15 protein-coding genes are annotated in these 18212 nt (G+C 36.9%); 10 read left to right on the top strand and 5 right to left on the bottom strand.

Annotated features, from left to right (window positions below; translation table 11 throughout):
• Position 1: 1 nt before the first annotated feature.
• Positions 2–1090: an efflux RND transporter periplasmic adaptor subunit gene (locus C8N37_RS13100; protein WP_108159304.1), complete on the bottom strand. Its 1089-nt coding sequence runs from the start codon at positions 1088–1090 to the stop codon at positions 2–4.
• A 167-nt stretch (positions 1091–1257) separates the two neighbouring features.
• On the bottom strand, positions 1258–1653 hold the full coding sequence (locus tag C8N37_RS13095) for a hypothetical protein (protein ID WP_108159303.1): 396 nt from the start codon (positions 1651–1653) through the stop codon (positions 1258–1260).
• A gap of 478 nt (positions 1654–2131) precedes the next feature.
• Here C8N37_RS13095 and C8N37_RS13090 point away from each other — a divergent pair, with 478 nt between their 5' ends.
• Entirely contained in the window at positions 2132–3187 is a 1056-nt protein-coding gene (locus C8N37_RS13090; protein ID WP_228115697.1) for an MBL fold metallo-hydrolase, read from the top strand.
• Between the two features lie 2 nt (positions 3188–3189).
• On the opposite strand, the gene C8N37_RS13085 is transcribed toward C8N37_RS13090, so the two are convergent.
• Positions 3190–4428 carry a glycosyltransferase gene (locus C8N37_RS13085; RefSeq protein ID WP_108159302.1) on the bottom strand — a complete coding sequence of 413 codons (1239 nt, stop codon included), beginning with the start codon at positions 4426–4428 and terminating at the stop codon, positions 3190–3192.
• A 337-nt stretch (positions 4429–4765) separates the two neighbouring features.
• On the opposite strand from C8N37_RS13085, the gene C8N37_RS13080 reads away from it, so the two are divergent.
• The 4 genes from C8N37_RS13080 to miaE all read left to right on the top strand — a co-directional run bounded on the left by C8N37_RS13080 (position 4766) and on the right by miaE (position 10141).
• A complete protein-coding gene (locus C8N37_RS13080) occupies positions 4766–7360 on the top strand; it encodes a phosphatidylglycerol lysyltransferase domain-containing protein (protein ID WP_108159301.1) in 2595 nt (864 codons plus the stop codon).
• 7 nt (positions 7361–7367) lie between these two features.
• On the top strand, positions 7368–8051 hold the full coding sequence (locus C8N37_RS13075; protein WP_170114524.1) for an AcvB/VirJ family lysyl-phosphatidylglycerol hydrolase: 684 nt from the start codon (positions 7368–7370) through the stop codon (positions 8049–8051).
• A 400-nt stretch (positions 8052–8451) separates the two neighbouring features.
• Complete coding sequence (locus C8N37_RS13070) at positions 8452–9492, top strand: LLM class flavin-dependent oxidoreductase (RefSeq protein ID WP_108159299.1); 1041 nt, start codon at positions 8452–8454, stop codon at positions 9490–9492.
• Positions 9493–9559: 67 nt separating this feature from the next.
• Entirely contained in the window at positions 9560–10141 is a 582-nt protein-coding gene (gene miaE, locus C8N37_RS13065) for a tRNA-(ms[2]io[6]A)-hydroxylase (protein WP_108159298.1), read from the top strand.
• 53 nt (positions 10142–10194) lie between these two features.
• On the opposite strand, the gene C8N37_RS13060 is transcribed toward miaE, so the two are convergent.
• Positions 10195–10680: a GNAT family N-acetyltransferase gene (locus tag C8N37_RS13060; RefSeq protein ID WP_108159482.1), complete on the bottom strand. Its 486-nt coding sequence runs from the start codon at positions 10678–10680 to the stop codon at positions 10195–10197.
• 321 nt (positions 10681–11001) lie between these two features.
• On the opposite strand from C8N37_RS13060, the gene rlmN reads away from it, so the two are divergent.
• Both rlmN and C8N37_RS13050 read left to right on the top strand, forming a co-directional pair.
• Positions 11002–12066 (top strand): 23S rRNA (adenine(2503)-C(2))-methyltransferase RlmN, encoded by a 1065-nt coding sequence (gene rlmN, locus C8N37_RS13055; RefSeq protein WP_108159297.1) that lies wholly within the window; start codon positions 11002–11004, stop codon positions 12064–12066.
• A 167-nt stretch (positions 12067–12233) separates the two neighbouring features.
• Entirely contained in the window at positions 12234–12929 is a 696-nt protein-coding gene (locus tag C8N37_RS13050) for a ComF family protein (protein ID WP_108159296.1), read from the top strand.
• Between the two features lie 41 nt (positions 12930–12970).
• Here the strand turns inward: C8N37_RS13050 and C8N37_RS13045 are convergent, their stop codons facing one another.
• Positions 12971–13417, bottom strand: coding sequence for a VanZ family protein (locus tag C8N37_RS13045; RefSeq protein WP_261775289.1), 447 nt, complete (start codon positions 13415–13417; stop codon positions 12971–12973).
• A 114-nt stretch (positions 13418–13531) separates the two neighbouring features.
• Between C8N37_RS13045 and C8N37_RS13040 the strand changes: the two genes are divergently transcribed.
• The 3 genes from C8N37_RS13040 (at position 13532) to C8N37_RS13030 (ending at position 18178) form a co-directional block, all read left to right on the top strand.
• Positions 13532–13885: a PadR family transcriptional regulator gene (locus tag C8N37_RS13040; RefSeq protein ID WP_045754597.1), complete on the top strand. Its 354-nt coding sequence runs from the start codon at positions 13532–13534 to the stop codon at positions 13883–13885.
• 12 nt (positions 13886–13897) lie between these two features.
• Complete coding sequence (locus C8N37_RS13035) at positions 13898–15577, top strand: PspC domain-containing protein (RefSeq protein ID WP_108159294.1); 1680 nt, start codon at positions 13898–13900, stop codon at positions 15575–15577.
• Between the two features lie 195 nt (positions 15578–15772).
• Positions 15773–18178: a TonB-dependent receptor domain-containing protein gene (locus C8N37_RS13030; protein ID WP_108159293.1), complete on the top strand. Its 2406-nt coding sequence runs from the start codon at positions 15773–15775 to the stop codon at positions 18176–18178.
• The last annotated feature ends 34 nt before the right edge of the window (positions 18179–18212 follow it).

Here is an 18212-nt window from a genome sequence, read left to right as displayed (position 1 = left end):
ACTATTGAGCGTGTATTTGCAAATGGGACATCACATCCTGTGGTGCTACAAATTCGACTTTGATTTTATCATCGTCTTTGACTTTTTGAACGCCATCGATGAGGATCCGATCTGTCTCTGCCAATCCTGAAGAGACGAGGTATAGATCTGGCAGTTCATTCCCGATGGTGATGTTTCTAGATTTTACAACACCATTTTTATCTACGACAAATACATAGATTTTATCTTGGATCTCGTAAGTAGCTTTTTGAGGTATGATCAATGCTTTTTTTAACGGGACAAGCATTTGAACACGGCCTGTCTCACCATTTCTAAGCAGTTTGTCTGGATTTGGAAATCGTGCTCTAAAGGCGATACTTCCTGTTTCATTGTTAAATTCACTCTCTATTGTTTCTACTTTTCCTTTGTACTTTAATACTTCATTATTGGCAAGAAGTAAATTTACTTCGTTGTTTGCCCTATTTTGAATATGAGTCTGATAGTCTAAATACTCCGATTCGGACACATTGAAATAGGCATACACTTGACTATTGTCAGATAAGGTAGTCAGCAGTTGTCCTTCATCCACAAGGCTGCCTAATTTTAAAGGAATGCGATTGATTGTACCGGCAAAAGGTGCTCGGATCTCCGTAGCTGTTACATGAAGTTTTGCTAGAGACATCTCTGCTTTAGCTTGATCAACTTTTGCTTGTGCTAGCGCCAATTCATTTTTCGATACAATATTTTTATCGGACAATGCTTTTGTGTTTTCTAGCTCTATTTCTTCGGCTTTTACCTGTGCCTGTGTTTTTAAATATTCTGCTTCATAGAACTTGGGCATTATTTTGAATAGAAGCTGACCTGCCTGCACGGTCTGCCCTTCATCTACATAGATTTGTTGCAAATAACCTTTTTCTAAACCTCGAATTTCGATGTTACGGATGGACTGGATCTGGGAGACATAGTTTTTGGAAATCGTGGTGTCCAATAATATAGGAGTCGTCACTTGGTACTCAATGTTCTCGATCTTTTCTTCTTTTTTAGGGGAGCAGCTGGTTTGGATCAATAAAACATACAAACACACGAACATGCCTGTGCTAATTCTTTTCATGAATGAAATTTTTAATAATAATATTTAAATAAGTTGGTTGATATTTTTAGAACGGGGGAGACACTTCAGTTGAACAATATCAAAAAATAAGATATACAGCGCAAAAATATAACGCGCTGATGCTGTTAATTTTTATGATTGATCTCAATACTGAAGATAGAAGGGATTCACAGGCGAAGCACGCGCTGTACGATATATTTGTCTGTAAGAGTAAAAGGTTGCTTTCTAAAGATCGATATGCGACTGTCTAAATTTTTAAGAATAAAAATTAGTGCTAGTGCATAGCTAAGCAAAGTAATATTTTTGAAGATCGTAATCGAGTGGGATTCGAAAACAATTTCATCTTCAACGTCATCTTCAGTCAGGTCGTAAGTGCGTTCATTGATCGCTTTACTGAAGATACTGTGTACATGCGCTGCTTTAATTTTTGTTTCGGTTGATCGACCGATAAAAGAGCTTGCTGTAGTTAAGTTTGTGTTTTGATCACTTGGAGTCGATGTCTGGCCATCCCCTTTTACAAGGAGAAGATTGAAAATTAGGACCAGTAAATATATCGCTCTCATATTGGCGGTAAAAGTAGTATCAAGAATGACATATTACATCATATTAACACTTTTTAACTGTCAGCTTTTTGTAAAAAAATAATCCCATGATTTAATGTAAAGTATAAAGTAAGGTAATACGTCTACTATGCTGTGGGGTTTTTTGAAGATAGTAAGTCAAAAATTGAATGCAATCAGAATAGATCCAGTAGCATAAATAAGTGCTAGAATGTCACAGGAATAGGAGATATGGATCAGGTGTAGTCTTGTTGGCTGCTCTATTTTATATTTCTGTGCTATCATCATTCTTGATAGTAACAGAAAGATTTATAATTGGATTACAGTTAGGAGTTCGAAGTAAGGATTTTTCGAACAAATGAATTTGTGTGGCATCAAGCAATTATAATCGTAAATAATACAAATTTATCTAAGTTTGGTTTAAATGAAGATCGGTAAAGGTTTAAAGATAGTTCTTACTAGTGTAATTATACTAATTGTAATGGGTAATGTTTATTTAATGCGGCCTCTTTTTGGCGGTCACATCGGTGGAGCTCGTTTGGAGCGTGTAAAGAAATCGCCTAATTTTAGGGATGGACAATTTCAAAATCTTGAAAATACTCCTTCGTTAAAAGAAGGGGAGAGTTTCGTGGGGGTGATGTATGATTTTTTGTTTAAAGATCGTGCGATTAGAAGTCCTCAGATACCGCTTCCGGTCATGAAGCAGGATCTTAAAAACTTACCCGCAGATGATCTGATGATCTGGTTTGGACACTCTTCCTATTTGTTGCAGATAGATGGTAAGATTATTTTGGTAGATCCGGTATTTTCACATAATGCTTCGCCAGTACCAGGTAGTAACAAGCCATTCCATATGTCATACACTTATCAGGCAGATGATTTTCCCCCGATAGACCTCTTGCTCATCAGTCATGATCATTACGATCATTTGGATTATGAGACCATTTTGGAATTGGAGCCTCAGACTGAGCAGGTGATTTGTGGGCTTGGTGTTGGAGCGCATTTTGAGCGATGGGGATATGCCGAAAGCAAAATAACCGAGTTGGACTGGTATGAGGAGACTCGTCTTGGTGATGAATTTAAAATTGTCTCTACACCAGCACGACACTTCTCTGGAAGAAAATTTAAACGCAATACTACGCTATGGACCTCTTTTGTATTGAAAACGGCTGCTTATAATTTGTTTTTGGGTGGAGATAGTGGTTATGGTCGGCATTTTAAGACAATTGGGGATAAATACGGACCATTTGACTTAGCGATATTGGAAAATGGTCAATATAATGAAGCTTGGCATTATATTCACACGATGCCCGATGAACTCTTGAAGGAAGTCAAAGATTTGGGCGCAAAACATTTTTTACCTGTGCATTCAAGTAAATTTGCATTAGCGCTACACGATTGGAAAGAACCCTTGGAGCTGGTCAGTCAGTATGCAGAGCAGGAAAGAATACCTGTATTAACGCCTAAAATGGGTGAAATTGTCTATCTGAAAACTCTGGATACGCAATACGCTAAATGGTGGGAAGATCTACCATAAGATTATTTCTTGTTTTTCTGTTCAATCCAAAGGGATAGATATTTGGTGCTTAATACGGAATGATGCAGTAACAGCTGTCCGATGAAATTTTGTTGACGATGTGCTTGAAGCTGTGCTTTTATAAATCGAATGGTCATTAAAAAATCATCTTCAAATTTGCTTCTGGCATAACGTTGATTGATGATTGCTATACCATGTTGTTGTGCCGTTAACCATAGCGATTTGTTGGTATACAATTCAATTGCCTTTGCGACAAATAACTCGGGTTCATTGGCTATAAAGCCATTCCATGGAAAATCACCACACATGGCTTCGGCTCCAATGCTCGTAGTGACAGATGGCGTACCGGTTTGCATGGCATCTATAAATTTCCCTTTTACACCTGCGCCAAATTGAATAGGGGCTAAAAGGATGCGGTGATGGGACATCGTAACTTGGGCGTCTTCTGCTCTTCCATGTACGAAAAATCTTTCCTTGGGATTATGGAGCTGCAATACTTTTTGACTCGGATAGGCACCATAGATGTTTAAGCTAACTTTAGGAAGTTGCTTTCTAAGCAGGGGCCATATCTGCGTTTTTAAATACTGTACGGTGTTCCAATTGGGTTCATGAATAAAATTGCCGATAAACATAAAATCTGCCCGCTCTTCGTAGGTTTTCCAAGTGTCAATACAAGTCGGACTAATTTCCTCTTCCAAAAAAGGCAGGTAATATAAGATCGATGGATTGATGGCAAATTGATTGGTCAATAACTGCATTTCAAGTTCAGAAATAATGATGGAAATGTCTGAACGTAGAATGGCAGCGATCTCGCGCTTGGCAATATCAGAATAGAGCAAGGCTTGATCAAATTGCTCTCCGCTTTTGGTATTGGATTGGCGAGCATGTCTTAAAAAGTGCAAATCTTCCGTATCCAATATGCGTACAGCATCAGGGCATTCCTGAGCGACTCGCCAACTGTACTGCTCCTCGGTCATAAATCGATCGAAAACAACAATATTTGGATTGAGCTCTTGAACAAAATCATTGAAACTCGCATCATTGAGTTTAATTTCAACTTCATGGATACCCATTGCCTTTAAATCAGCACTGTAGGGTGATCTAGACGCAGCACTAGCGAAGGTGATCGTGTTATCATTATTTTGAAAGCTTTTTAACAGTTGTATGATACGAAATCCTGCAGCAGAGGAGCTCGGTTCTGGCCACACTAGACCGATAAAAAGTATTTCTTGTTTTTCCATCGATGGAAATTTACGCAAAAAGCCTTAGACCATATTCATTATTTTCTCAACTGCTTGTTTTTCAAATGGACAGAATTTGCTATGGAGGTAAATAGCGGATACTAATAACTAATACTACCTGCCAATGATCAAAAGCGATTCGCAAAAATAGGCGGAAGCAAATCAAATAGCTTAAAGTGAAATATCGATCATATGTCCGTTCATATCATTTTATATCAGGTGATTAGGTACCCAATTCAAATAAATGTATCTTGTTTTAAAACAAGGATTACAATTTGTTTATTTAATGTGGGTAAATACTATTTATATTTAATGGAGCTAATTTGTCAGTATACATATGAAGAAATCATTGCTAAGCGGAATCCAAAAACTATCTCCCAAAACGTATTGGAAAGAGTTGTTGGCTATTTTTATCGTATTGTTGGCTTTTGTATTTTTCAGAAGTGAACGCAAAGAGATTGCATCGATCGGTCCACAGCTAGCTGCCGCAGACTTCAATTGGCTGCTTGTCGGATTTGCAACTACCATCATGTATATCCTGCTACAAGGTGTCATGTATATCTATAGTTTTCGGTCAATTGGTTTAAAATTGAATCTTTGGGATGCTCTTGAGTTGTTTTTAAAGAGAAATTTCTTGAGCGTTTTTCTTCCCGCAGGAGGAGTGAGTTCTTTAGCTTATACTACCTCACAATTGAGAAAGAAGCAGCTCAATGCAACAAAAATTCATCAAGCAGGAGCAATATATGGTTATGTGGGTTTACTGACCGTATTTATCATAGGTGTGCCCATTATTCTATATACCATTTTTGATCATAAAAGTTTTGATAACGCTTGGATTTCCCTACTTGTACTGGGCTTATTGCTGGGCTTTTCGTTTATATTCTTTTGGTCGATCAGAGTCAAAAATGGTTTATACAGATGGTTGGAAATCAAATTTCCGAAACTGATCGTTACTATGCATGAGCTGTTTTCTGCTCATATCCATAAGGGTTATTTATGGATGACTATTGGGATCTCCATTGCTATTGAGCTATGTGGTATTGCTCATGCATTTATCAGTATGTATGCGCTTCAAACTCATGTATCCTTTGAAGCGGCTGCTGTAGCTTATACCATCACTGTAGTATTGATGATGGTATCTCCATTTTTGAGGGGACTGGGAGCTGTCGAGTTTACGATGCTCTATATACTGACCTCATACGGTTATACTAAAGAAGAAGGTTTGGGTATTACGATCATTTATCGTTCGTTTGAATTTTGGCTGCCTTTGCTTTTTGGTGTTATCTCCTTCATCTGGAGAGGGCGACAGATTATAGCCCGTATTTTACCAGCCATCGCTATTTTCTTTTTGGGCATTATCAATCTAATCTCCGTAGCTACGCCACCCTTGGTGGAGCGCATGCGACTGGAAAAGTATTACTTACCCATCGAAGCGATGCATGCATCGAAGTTGATGGTTCTGGTTTTAGGATTAGGTCTTATGGTAAGTGCAGCATACCTCATTAAGGGATATCGGTCTGCATATTGGATCGCTCTTATCTTTTCTTTTTTATCGTTGTTGGGCCATATTGGAAAAGCGCTAGATTATGAAGAGGCATTAGTATCCTTGTTCATTATTATTTTATTGATTTCGAGCCGAAAACAATACCGGATCAAGATTAATAAAAACTGGATGCGAATTGGTTTTGCAACGTTTTTCATTGCATTGGCCGGTGTCTGTTTATTTGGTTTCGTCTGTTTTTATGTGATTGAAAAAAAACACTTTGGTGTTGATTTTACTTGGCAGCAATCTATCTATTATACGATGCAAAGTTTTTTGTTGTTTAATGATGAATTGATTCCACGAACCACTTTTGGGCGAGAGTTTTTGAATATCACCCATTTTTTAGGACTTTTTTCTTGGATGCTGTTAATTTATACGTTTTTATGTCCTCGAATAATTAAGGAGGAAGATCATGAACAAAGTGTTTTGGATAGGGCAAAGGGATTGTTGAAGTTGTATGGTGGTTCTCCTATGGATTATTTCAAAATTGCCGCAGATAAGCAGCTGTATTTTTCTAAAATAACCGATGGCTTTGTTGCTTATCGCATTAGTCAAGCTTTTGCAATTGTTTTGGATGAACCAGTCTGTGCGTATGACGATAAAGATGACGTAATTGCAGAATTTGAACGTTATTGTGCTTCATTGGGATTAAAATCTGTTTATTATCGAGTTGATGAAAATAGTCTATCCCACTTTAATATGATTAGAAAACGCAAAATAATTATTGGACAGGAAGCGTTGATGGATGTTTCGTTGTTTTCTCTGGAAGGGAAAAGTCGGAAGTCACTCCGCAATGCCTTGAATAGTTTAGAAAAAAAAGGATATAAAACTCGTTTAGTATTAGCGCCTCATGATGATCAGTTTATTGCGGAATTAAAAGCAGTGTCTGACGAGTGGTTGAACGTGTTTGATAAGAAAGAGCTGATCTTTTCGCAAGGGCAGTTTGATGCTGTAGCAATTGCTGAACACGATGTGATCGTGGTAGAGGACGATCAAGCACAAGTCGTCTCATTTTTAAATATTATTCCTGATTTTACCGAAGGGGAGTGCACGTATGACCTTATTAGGAAAGTGGAAACAGCACCTGGGGGATGTATGGATGCTATGATTGTCGAATTGGTCACCTATGCTCGAAAAAAAGGGAGTAAATATATCAATTTGGGTATGGTACCCATGAGTGGCATTGAATCTCCTGATAATCCCGCAGAGCAGATCATGAAGTTTGCAGCGGATAAAGTGGGGTCTTTTAAACATTATCAGAGTTTAAGAGATTTTAAACAAAAGTATGCGACGATCTGGGAAAACAAGTACTTAATTTTTGGCAATGATTTTGACTTGTTACAACTGCCGCAAGCTTTATCTAAAGTAATGAAGCCCGACAATGAATAGCATGCAGATGATACGTACTAAATTAGGATTATTGATCCTGTTATTTTTGATAAAGATGACAGTAATGGGGCAGTCGAAAGATTCTTCCCTCAAGATTTGGAATAATAATGCCAATAGCTCAGTCATACTTTATCTCAGCGGAGATGGAGGTTTTAATAGTTTTTCTTCGAGCTATTGTGAACTTTTGGGAAAAGAAGGCTATACAGTAGGAGCTATAAATTCCAAAACCTTCTTTTGGGATAAAAAAACTCCCAATCAGATTGCTAAGGAACTGACAAAAATTCTTGAGCAACTGTTGGTAGGCAGGAAAAATCAACATGTTTATTTTGTTGGTTATTCATTTGGTGCAGATGTTATCCCTTTTCTGGTTAACCAATTAACAGCAGATTGGAAAAAAAGGTTACAGGCTATTGCGCTTATTGAGCCATCAACATCTACTGATTTGGAAATTCATGTATCAGATTTACTGGGCAGAAGTAATATTAAGAGAAGCATGGATGTGATTGCCGAGATCAATAAAATGATCGGTGTAAAAACAGCAATTGTATTAGGGGAAGACGAACTTAGTTTCCCGATCAAAACTATTCGTTTAGCCAATCTTCAAGCCATCTACTTAAAAGGGAACCATCATTTTAATGGAAATGCAGCAGAAGTAGTCAAGGCAACGGTGAAACATTTTTCATTCAAATAATTATTTAGGTTATTTATTTACCATCTGTGTCCGCTTCCAGATAATCGGGTTATTTCTATGCAGAAGTAACGATCATGAATTGTATTTGCGTCTTAAATGCGAAAACTTAATCTCACTCGTATTGATTTGATTTAAAAAAAATCCTCAATTCGATTCATCACTAGTTATAAGCGCTAAAGTGTATAGGGGAGATAAGGCATTTTACTGTGTGAACCTAGTTATAATATTATTCTTGAATATATTTAGATGATTGTATAGTAGATGTTCTGAGATCTTAGGTTAATGGTTATACAGAATGAGACGCCACTAAGGAAAGAGAGAAATCTAAATTCTTGTTGTAGATCAATTTTTTAAAGAAGGAAAATTGATATGTTTGTTTAATCTTAAAAAATAGAATAATATGGAATTAGGAATAGGAATGTTTGGCGATTTGCATATTGATCCCAAAACTGGGCAAATACAATCTTCACAGGAGAAATTACATCAAATTATTGAGCAAATAAAACTGATGGATGAAGTAGGGCTTGATTTTTTTGGAATGGGGGAACATCACCGTCCTGATTATGTTGTTTCTGCTCCCGAAATCATCTTAGCTGCTGCCGCATCTGTTACTAAAAATATAAAATTGGGAAGTGCTGTTTCTGTATTAAGTTCGGCAGATCCAGTTAAGCTCTATCAAGATTTTGCTACAGTAGATGTGTTGTCCAATGGTCGTGCTGAAATTATGGCCGGAAGAGGATCATTCATCGAGTCATTTCCACTATTTGGCTATAATTTGAATGATTATGGAGCTTTATTTGAAGAAAAACTTGATTTACTGATTAAATTGAATAGCCATGAAACCATTAACTGGACAGGGAAATTTCGACCAACATTAGTGAATCAACAGATATACCCACGTCCGGTGCAACCCAAGTTGCCCATATGGGTTGCTATAGGAGGTACAACATCGTCTGTTATTCGTGCAGGTAAATTGGGCTTACCGGTCATGTTCGCTATAATTGGTGGTACCTACGAGGCCTTTAAACCTTTGGTAGAAATGTATCAACAGGCATATGCGGACAATGGTCATCCTATGGAAGATTTTCAGGTAGGCGTACATATGCACGCTCTTTTTGGAGATGATTCACAGCAGGTAGCAGATGCCTATTACCCAATTTATTCCGCACAGATGAATCGCATCGGTGGTGATCGTGGCTGGCCTCCATATCAACGCACACAATATGATTTCGGTCGTTCATCACATGGGCACCTGATCATCGGTGATGCAGATTATGCTACAGATAAGATCTTGAAAATTCAAGAATCCCTAGGTTTGACCCGTTTTTCTGCGCATATGGATGTTGGGGCACCAAGTCACCTCCAAATGATGAAAGCAATTGAGGTTTTTGGAACTCAGATTGCTCCAAAAGTAAGAGCTGCACTCAAAAAGGGAGAGTAAACTGTAAAGGAGCATTTTTATATCCCCCAGATATGCTTAACTTTGGTCTTTTTAAAGAGAGGACAAAATGTTAGGATTGAAATTGTTAACGGATCCAAGATGGGCTAATATTGCGGAAGGAAATTTAGAAGAAATTCTGACAGATCACGCTTGGTGTGAACAGAAGGCTGCTTCAAATGCTATTTCTTTAATCATGTACAATTCGGAACATGAAGAATTGGTGCACGAATTGACGGCAATTGCTATTGAGGAAATGCAACATTTCCAAATGGTCATTGATATCATTAAAGCAAGGGGTTATACGCTGGGTAAGGAACGCAAAGATGATTATGTCGGTCAGTTGATGAAATTCAATAAAAAAGATGGTTCCCGTAATATGGCGTTTATCGATCGTTTGCTATTTGCTGCTATGATTGAAGCTAGAAGTTGCGAACGTTTTCGAGTGTTGTCTCAAAATATAAAGGATGAAGAGTTAGCTAAATTTTATCATGATCTAATGGTTTCAGAAGCCAATCACTATACGACTTTTCTAAATTTTGCGCGTCAATTTTCTACCGATGTAGATGTGGACAAACGTTGGAAAGAATGGTTGGATTTTGAAGGCAAACTGATTCAATCGTACGGTACCAAGGAAGCTATCCACGGATAAGTACAACCATAACGTAAAAGCCCCATTTTTCAATTTTGAGAATGGGGCTTTTACTATAATATGATCGTTGATCTACGTTCTAAAATACAATTGTCCATCCAGACGCCTTTCAGTTGTGCCGATTTATGTTGGGTGCCCAAGTGGTTAAAACCGAATTTCTTGTGCAGTGCTATACTTTTATCATTTTCTGGAAAAATAAATGACATGATCGTCCATATTCCTGCCTGCTCGGAACTATCAATGATATGTTGCATCAAAATCTTACCGATTCCTTTTCCATGATGATTTTCATCAATGTAGATGCTGAGTTCAGTGACTCCATGATAGCCCGTTCGTTGTAAAACAGGAGATAAAGCTACCCAACCTATAACAGCGTTGTCTTCCAAAGCAACAAATCGCATGTTTTTTAAATGGTCATTATCCCACGATTCCCAAGGACTTGTCTTCGTAGCTAAAGTAATGTTTCCTGCATCGATCGCTTGTTGATAGATGCGTGCAACATCGCTATAATGCCGTTGTTCTAAATTTTTTATTTCCATTTGGAGCGTTCGTGTTTTGTTTGATATGAAATGCATATTGCTAGATTCACTTTCAAAACTAGGAAAAGTTTGTATTCATTTTAAATGAATCGCCTATTTTTTATAGGATCAGGACTTTTTTTGAAGAATTATAAACTTGTTTTTCATTAAGTTAAGGTATATTGCTGAACAGCTATGCCCAGGTACAACGAAATGTGCTACTGATGATTAAACTAAATTGCAGTATCATCACCAAGAGTAATAATTTATGATTCAGACAGTTCGGCTTTTTATGACATTATAAAAATAAGATTTTTATAGAAATAACCTTACCTTTGTCGTGTGACTGATAAAAGTAAAATAATTGATATTCGTAGTCTGTCGATAGATCAGATTAAAGAGAAGCTTACTGAGATGGGTGAGCAGGGTTTCCGTGCAAAACAAATTTACGAATGGATTTGGGCAAAATCTTGTGTGGATTTTGATTTGATGAGTAACCTCAGCAAACCTTTGCGAGAAAAGCTGAAAGAAAATTTTGTTATTCGTGCTGTTACAGTCAAACAATCGCAGATTAGTTCTGATCGTACCATTAAAAGCAGTTTTGCACTGTATGATGGCAATGTAATTGAAGGAGTTTTGATTCCTGCACCAGAGCGTATGACAGCATGTGTGAGTTCACAAGTAGGCTGCAGTTTGACTTGTAAATTTTGTGCCACGGGTTATATGGATCGTAAACGTAATCTCAATGCGGATGAAATCTATGATCAGGTTGTTTTAATTTCCAAACAAGCAGAAGAAAAATATCAGCAGCCACTCACGAATATTGTCTATATGGGAATGGGTGAGCCACTTTTGAATTATGCGAATATGATGAAATCGGTGGAGCGGATCACTTCTCCCGATGGTCTAAATATGGCAGCTAAACGTATAACAGTATCGACTGCCGGTATTGCCAAGATGATCAAGAAACTAGGGGATGATCAAGTACGTTTTAATTTAGCCCTTTCTTTACACGCGGCTAATGATAAAAAGCGTAACGAGATTATGCCGATCAACGAGCAAAATACATTAGAGGCGTTAGCCGATGCATTGAAATATTTTTACGCAAAAACAAAAAGCCCGATAACATTTGAATATATTGTTTTTGATAACTTCAACGATGATCTGGAAGATGCAAAAGAGTTAGCGAGATTCTGTAAACATGTACCTTGTAAGGTCAATATCATTGAATATAATCCAATTTCACTGGCAAGTTTTGTAAATGCTGATGCCGATAAAATTGAAGTATTTGCTAATTATTTGAAGAATCAAGGTATTATTACCAATGTTCGTAGAAGCCGCGGAAAGGATATAGATGCTGCTTGTGGACAGTTAGCAATTAAAGATAAAGAAGCCCAAGAGGCTTAAGGTAGAGCATTTTTTTTCCTTTCATCCTCTCTTTTGAAAGTAGGAGTGAGCGCTAATTGCAAATCAATTACGTATACCTAATAAAATAGCTTCTATTTGAATAATTTTGTTTTATTTACTATTTTAATGGTAAATAAAACAAAATTAATAAATTTGGTATAGGTGATATGAAGAACCGGTTACTCCATTATTTATCAGATTTTTCAGCCTTATTTTTCCCTAAAATCTGTGCTGGTTGTGGTCATGTTTTAGTTAGTCAAGAAAAATACATCTGTACTTCTTGTTTATATCATTTACCCATCACAAATTTTCATTTGGACTCCAATAATCAGGTAGCACGTCAACTATGGGGTAAATTTCCATTTGAACATGCTGCAGCGATGTTTTTATTGAGAAGAAAGTCGCGTGTAGAACGGATCCTGTACCAAATAAAATATGCAAATCAACCCCGATTGGCTTATTTTCTAGGTAAGCAATATGGGGATACATTAGCTAAAAGTCATGTATTTACAGATGTTGATGTTGTTATTCCAATTCCCTTACACAAAAAGAAGCTCAAGAAAAGAGGGTATAACCAATCATTTTTTTTGGCGAAAGGTATCGGAATGGGATTATCAAAACCAGTTTTAGAATATGGCTTAGTCCGTAAAGAAGATAACGTAAGCCAAACTAAAAAATCCAGACTTGAGCGATATGATAATGTTTTGGATGTATTTATATGCCCTGACCAGGATCGCTTACAAGGTAAACATGTGTTATTGGTCGACGACGTATTGACTACTGGAGCCACATTAACGGCTGCCGCTGAGCAACTTATTGCGGCAGGCTGTATCCTATCTGTATTAACATTAGCTCGTGCATAGGTTTGAGATGTTGCTCTTTCCAACTCCAAGCATACTGAATTTTATTTTCTCCTGACGTAAAAGAGTAAGTAAGCGAAACCCGCCATACCGATTCCAACACTATCAGCAAAAAGATCCCACCAGTCACCGGATCTGTAGGTAAATATATAAAGTTGTAATGCTTCCGTCAACAATGCGAAAAGAAGGCCCAAAATACTAACGACCAATACCGGTACCCATCGTGTAGGGCGACCTTTGAATTGTACCAATACTCCATTGTAAATTAAGGTACAGAAAACGAAGAACATACCCGCGTGAACAAGTTTATCCATACCGGGATAAGATGGTACTTTTTCAAAATTTTGTCCCGGCATACAGCAAAGCAAGATTACTATTACTGCCCAAAGCATTACCCATTTATAATCTAATAATAATCTAATCATGCTCTCCTTATAATCAATTTTCGTGCTAAAATAATGATAAATACAAGAAAAGTGAAATAATGTTATGAAATAGATATTAAAATTATCTTTCTGATTATCAACGTTTTAAATAAAATATTTAAATTTATATAGTACTATGTATTGCATAGTACATAATAAAACATATATCTTTGTATTGTTATGATAGCTGAAAATACACAAATACAGATGCGGAAAGGAATACTTGAATACTGTATTCTTTCTATTATTTCCCGAGGGGAAATATATGCATCGGATATCATCAGCGAACTGAAGAAAGCACAACTCTTGGTTGTAGAGGGAACCTTATATCCGCTATTGACAAGACTTAAGAATAACGGTTTGCTGAGTTACATATGGAAAGAGTCGACTTCTGGTCCTCCCCGTAAGTATTATGAAATCACCAATGAAGGACTTCAGGTTCTGGACATTTTAGATGTTACTTGGAAAGAACTGGTTTTCGCGGTAGAGACATCTTTAGCGGATCGAATTAATAAAATTGACAAATCAATATAACCTATACATACCATGAACAAGACTATAATTATCAATATAAATAGTATCGTTTTTCATATAGAAGAGGACGCATATGATGTGTTGCGCAATTATATGATTGATATTAAAAAACATTTCGGAAGTTCAGAAGATAGCAAAGAGATTTTGGAGGATATCGAAAATCGTATTGCAGAAATGTTTACGGAGAAGATTCAGACCGGCATCAAAGAAGTGCTGAATATGGATGATGTAAATGCTGTTATTGCACAGATGGGAAGTGTTAGCGATTTTGAAATCAATGACGCAGATCAACAATATACCGATCAACAGACGAATAATGCATATGCTAACTTTCGTACCGGTAAAAAACTGATGCGAGACCCTGAAGATAAAGTGATCAGTGGTGTCTGTAGTGGACTGGGTCATTACTTTGGGATAGAGGCACGATGGGTGAGGCTATTGTTTGTTTTATTTGTCGTCGTTTTCGGTTCCGGATTTTTGGTATATATCATTTTGTGGATCGTCATGCCAATAGCAATCACCAGAGCAGACCGTATGGAAATGCGCGGCGAATCACCCAATATTCAAAATTTTAAAAGAAGTTTTGAGGAAGAGTTGAGTGGTATACGTGATAATTTTTCTGGTGCTGGAAGTACATTCAATAGAGGTGTTGAATCTGCAGGAACGGCATTTGGCGAGATTGTCAAGATTTTTGCGAAAGTAATCGGTTTGATTGTTGCCTTTTCAATAGGCTTAAGTTTAATATCATTGCTTATTGCACTTATCTTTTTTAGTTTGGGAATTGCAGGTGTAACAGACAGAGGTATTATTGAGCCGCTAAATCTAATTGACCCAACGCAAGCTCCTTGGGCACTGACTGCTGCATTTTTGGCTATTGGTATTCCGTTTGTAGGATTGTTTTATCTCATCATTCGTTTGTTATTTGATCGTAGACCGATGAATAATTACCTCAGTACCTCATTATTTTTAGTGTGGATGATTTCTTTGGGTGGTATCATTTACTATGCTGGATCGGTAGCGAAGGATTTCAAAGAGGAAAGTATGATCGTCGAAGAAAAACCATTAGCATTAAGATCTATTTATCGTATTCAGGAACGTGATGTACGGGTGATCAAAATAAATGGTGACGATGCGCGCACGAATCTAAAAATAAAGGGAACGAACTTATCTGAATATTTACAGGACGATATCCGAATTCGTTTTGAACGGATCGACTCCGCTCAGATGCCTTACATCAAATACGAATATTCTGCTAAGGGAGCTAATTATAATTTAGCAACTAAGAGAGCATCGGCAATCAATTATAAAGCCGTTCAGGATAGTACGAGCATTGTTTTTGATAGTCATTTTAGATTGGCAGATAAGGAATTATATAGAGATCAAAAAGTCAATGTTACCATATACCTTCCTGTTGGAGCAAAAGTACTATTAAATAGAGATTTGAGAGGTAATTATGCTGATATCTCGTATTATGAATGCTTGGATCGTTACCACAATGATGATATCAAAGAAACAGAATGGGTGATGACAAATTTAGGGTTGAAATGTGCTCTTCCCGAAATCGGTGAAACTGAAACTGATAGTGATATAGAGGATAGTGGTGTTTTAGATACAGTGATCGAAAGACGCGATACGATCATTAGCATTTCACCTGGGACTGTTGTCGTCGAAACTAAAGGAAAGAAAAAATAAAGGTGTACTTCAAGAACATCTGAGACCTTAATCTCTGGAAACCTTTCTTTTGAAAGGTACCAAAAGCGATCATAAAAAGGGGCTGATAAACCTTACAGCCCCTTTTATAAATAAATCAATCTTATTGTAACATTCTATACAAAACCTATACTAACTATTCAATATTTCTATTTCGGATAGAACAACCTATACTCAATGAAAACTAAACTATTACTAACAATCTTATTTTTAATCAGTGCACAACTGCTGTGGGCAGCTGTGGGCATAACTGGTAAGGTCGTTAATGAAAAAAATGAACAAATGAGTGCTGTTACTGCATATTTGATGCATAGCACTAGCCATATTATTTTAAAAACAGCTATTACAAAAGAGGATGGGCAATATTCTTTTGAAAATGTTCCTACAGGATCATATTATGTAGAGGCCAGAATGGTTGGTTATGAAGTGAAACGCTCTGCTATTATTGATTATAATAAAACTCCACAGCAAATACCTGATCTGCAATTAATACCAAGTACCAATACTTTGTCGGAAGTAACGGTAGAAGGTAAGAGACCTCTTGTAGAGAATAAGCAAGGTAAGCTGATCTTAAATGTGGAAAATTCACCATTGGCTGCAGGAAATAATGGTTTGGATATCGTACAGCGCGCTCCCGGAGTGAGTTTGGATAACGACAATAACTTACAGCTCATGGGACAATCTGGAGTAAAAGTTACCATTGATGGCCGCCAAACGTACATGACAGGAGAGCAATTGACAACACTATTAAAAAGTACGGATGGTAACCAGATCAAGTCTGTTGAAGTCATTAAATCACGTAGTGCTAAAGATGATGCAGAGGGTGCTGTCGGAACGATCAATATTGTCATGAAGAAGAATCGTATGGAAGGTTTTAACGGAAACTTTTCTGCAACTGCTGGATTAGGTGAAAAATTTAGAGGTAATTCTGCTTTGTCACTCAACTACAAAAAGAATAATACGACTTATTTTGGATCGTATTCTTATAGTGACGATCAATATATCAATCGGCTTAATATAGAGCGTATCATTTCCAATAATGGAATTGAAACATTATTTGATCAAAAATCAAATCTACATATCAAAGATAGGACGCATACCTACAAATTTGGAGTAGAACAGAAAACGTCGGATCGTAATGTGATGTCTTTGCAATTTAACGGAAGTAATAATGTGGAGCTCAATGATAATGATAGCAAATCTCTGATCGGACCTTTAACGTCAATCGATTCTACTTTGGTCTCCATGACCCAGTTTAAAGAAGGCTTTAACCGTTATTCACTCAATTTCAATAATGAGTTTAAGATCGATTCGACGGGTAAAAAACTCATCTTGGATTTGGATTGGAGCCAATTTAAAAACAGCAAAAAAGCGGATTATGACAATAGATTGTTTGATAAGAACAATCAACTGATCCATGATCCAGAAATCTTAAGAAGTGAGATGCCAATTGGGATCGATATCTATGTTGCCAAATTGGATTATAATCAACCATTAAGTAAAACTTCGAATCTCGAAACCGGAGTAAAATATTCAAATGTGAAATCCGATAACAATCTCTTGTTTGAAGAGCAATTGGATGGCAAGTGGACTAATATTGTCAACAGATCAAATCATTTCATCTATAAAGAGCAAATTGCGGCAGGTTACGTGGATTATGATAATCAGATGGGCAAATGGGGCATTAAAGCGGGATTACGTGGAGAATATACCTTATCAGATGGTCACTCGCTTACAGAAAGCAAACAGGTAAAACGAAATTATTTTGATTTATTCCCATCGGCAAATTTGAGTTATGATGCCCATGAAAATCATATTTTTTCTTTGGGTTATTCGAGAAAAGTAACAAGACCGAATTACCGTCAGCTCAATCCCTTTGATTATTTTATTGATAAGTATACTTCAGAGCGTGGTAACCCTTATTTGAATCCGCAATATGCAAATGAGTTAAATTTGAACTATACTCTTTATAAAAAATACACGATTTCCTTAGGCTACAATGCGCAGACAGATGCTATCGTGGAAAGTATGGGACAAGATTCTGTTAAAAAAACGACTTGGGTGACGCGTGAAAATTTAGGTAAAAACAATTCGGCATTTTTAAATTTAAGCATGCCGGTTCAGGTGGCAAAATTTTGGTCTTCTTACAATAATATCACCGCAGTGTATATGAATTTTGATGGAGCGATAGCAGGTGCTGTAGTGAATAGCACGAGTTTTCTCTTTCAGGTCAATTCGATGAGTACATTTAAGTTGTCACCTTCATTATCTGCAGAAATGAACCTACGTTATTTCTCTCCTTTCACATACAATATTTATAAACTGGAGAGTCGTTGGGATGCACAGATCGGTCTTACTAAAAACTTTAAAGATAAAAGAAGCTCGCTTAAGCTAGCTGTCTCCGATGTCTTCAATACAAGCAATCAAAATCTATCAACTAATTTTTCATCTTTTAATACGAAGATTCGACAAAATCAAGATCGTCGAGTGGCTCGTCTGACCTATTCCTATAAATTTGGGAATTTGAAAAATGTGGCTAAGAAAAAGAACACCGATAATGAAGAAAAGCAACGCGCTCAATAAAAGTAGCTTGCTTCACAAATGTGAATAGTTTCAA

Source organism: Sphingobacterium faecium (genome assembly GCF_003054045.1).
In the GTDB taxonomy this organism is placed as follows: Bacteria; Bacteroidota; Bacteroidia; order Sphingobacteriales; family Sphingobacteriaceae; genus Sphingobacterium; species Sphingobacterium faecium.
The sequence above is the reverse complement of the archived record's forward strand: the minus strand, read 5'-3'. Positions and strand labels throughout refer to the sequence as shown.

Coding starts and splice junctions, on each gene's coding strand:
- C8N37_RS13100 (WP_108159304.1), bottom strand. CDS start 1,090: ATGAAAAGAATTAGCACAGGCATGTTCGTGTGTTTGTATGTTTTATTG.
- C8N37_RS13095 (WP_108159303.1), bottom strand. CDS start 1,653: ATGAGAGCGATATATTTACTGGTCCTAATTTTCAATCTTCTCCTTGTA.
- C8N37_RS13090 (WP_228115697.1), top strand. CDS start 2,132: ATGGGTAATGTTTATTTAATGCGGCCTCTTTTTGGCGGTCACATCGGT.
- C8N37_RS13085 (WP_108159302.1), bottom strand. CDS start 4,428: ATGGAAAAACAAGAAATACTTTTTATCGGTCTAGTGTGGCCAGAACCG.
- C8N37_RS13080 (WP_108159301.1), top strand. CDS start 4,766: ATGAAGAAATCATTGCTAAGCGGAATCCAAAAACTATCTCCCAAAACG.
- C8N37_RS13075 (WP_170114524.1), top strand. CDS start 7,368: ATGATACGTACTAAATTAGGATTATTGATCCTGTTATTTTTGATAAAG.
- C8N37_RS13070 (WP_108159299.1), top strand. CDS start 8,452: ATGGAATTAGGAATAGGAATGTTTGGCGATTTGCATATTGATCCCAAA.
- miaE (WP_108159298.1), top strand. CDS start 9,560: ATGTTAGGATTGAAATTGTTAACGGATCCAAGATGGGCTAATATTGCG.
- C8N37_RS13060 (WP_108159482.1), bottom strand. CDS start 10,680: ATGGAAATAAAAAATTTAGAACAACGGCATTATAGCGATGTTGCACGC.
- C8N37_RS13050 (WP_108159296.1), top strand. CDS start 12,234: ATGAAGAACCGGTTACTCCATTATTTATCAGATTTTTCAGCCTTATTT.
- C8N37_RS13040 (WP_045754597.1), top strand. CDS start 13,532: ATGATAGCTGAAAATACACAAATACAGATGCGGAAAGGAATACTTGAA.
- C8N37_RS13035 (WP_108159294.1), top strand. CDS start 13,898: ATGAACAAGACTATAATTATCAATATAAATAGTATCGTTTTTCATATA.
- C8N37_RS13030 (WP_108159293.1), top strand. CDS start 15,773: ATGAAAACTAAACTATTACTAACAATCTTATTTTTAATCAGTGCACAA.